A 1506-nucleotide genomic window follows, 5' to 3' on the forward strand; every position below is an offset into this window, starting at 1 on the left:
CCCCTTGTGGATGCGCCGAGGAGCGCAGGGCCAGACGGATCAGGGCAAAAACTTGTTTGAGCGAAGCGAGTTGTTTTTGACCCCGGCTGGACCGAGCACCGCAGGTTGCCCGYAGCGAAGCGAAGGGACGCAGGAACCAGGGTCGCCTTTCTTTTGCTTACTTTTCTTTGGCGAAGCAAAGAAAAGTGAGTCGCCTGCCGGGCGACCCCGGTCCCGAAACTCAATCCAACCCCGCAGTACGGACCACAAAGAAGTCTCACGCAGAAACCTCCTTCCCCTTCTTCCCAAACCTCCGCCCCAACCGGTCAAACGCCAAATAAATCACCGGCGTCGTGAACAGCGTCAACACCTGGCTCACAATCAACCCGCCAAAAATCGCCAACCCCAGAGGCCTTCGCAATTCAGCACCTTCGCCAAAGCCCAGCATCAAGGGCACAGCAGCAAACAGCGCGGCCAGCGTCGTCATCAGGATGGGCCGAAAGCGCAGCAGCGCGGCCTGGTGAATGGCCTCCTGGGGAGATTTGCCCTGGTTGCGCTCGGCGTCGATCGCGAAGTCGATCATCATGATGGCGTTCTTCTTCACGATGCCGATCAGCAGGATGATGCCAATGATGCCGATCACCCCGAGGCCTGATCCGCTGATCATCAGCGCCAGCAGCGCGCCCACGCCAGCGGAGGGCAGGGTCGAGAGAATCGTCAGCGGGTGGATGTAGCTTTCGTACAGCACACCCAGCACGATGTAGACGCAGATCACGGCCGCGAGGATCAGCCAGAGCTGGTTGGAGAGCGAGGCCTGGTAGGCGCCCGCCGCGCCCAGGAAGGTCATGGTCACGCTGGCGGGCATGGCGATGTCCTTGGCCGCTTCCCGGATCTCGTCGACCGCCTTGCCCAGGGAGACGCCGGGAGCCGTGTCAAAACCGAGTGTGGTGGCCGGGTACTGGGCCACGCGGGTGACCTGCAGCGGGGCCGCCTGCTCGGTGATGGTGGCGATGGCCGACAGCGGCGTCGGCGTGCCCGAGCCGGTTTTAAGTTGCAGGCTGCCCAACGATGCCGGCGTGCGCAAGGAATCGGGCATGGCTTCGAGGATCACGCGGTACTGGTTGGTCTCGGTGAAGATGGTCGAGACAATGCGCTGGCCGAATGCGCTGTACAGCGCGTCGTCAATGGACGAGGTCGTAACGGCCAGGCGCGAGGCAGTGTCGCGGTCTACCGTGATGTAGGCCCCGGCACCACTGGAGCCCGCATCGGATGACACGTTGCGCAGGCTTTCGAGCTGCCGCATGCGCAGCGTGAGCTTGTTGGCCCATTCCACCACGGTGGCATTGTTGGAGCCTTCGAGCGACACGCGGAACTGCGTGGGCCCGGTTTCAGCGTCGATGGTCAGGTCTTGCGTGGGTTGAAGGTAGAGCGTGACCCCGGCCACTGCGGCGGCCCGGCGCTGCAGCCGGTCCATGGTTTCCTGCTGGCTGCCGGTGCGCTCTTTTTTCAGGTTGATCAGCATGCGGC

Annotated in this window: 1 protein-coding gene; it reads right to left on the reverse strand. The window is 63.0% G+C overall.

Annotation, left to right across the window (positions count from 1 at the left end; genetic code table 11):
• Positions 1 to 256: 256 nt before the first annotated feature.
• Positions 257 to 1506 (reverse strand): efflux RND transporter permease subunit (locus AC1D0Z_RS21530; protein ID WP_477660191.1); only part of this gene is annotated, 1250 nt, incomplete at its 5' end.

The organism is Polaromonas sp. P1_E3 (genome assembly GCF_056405935.1).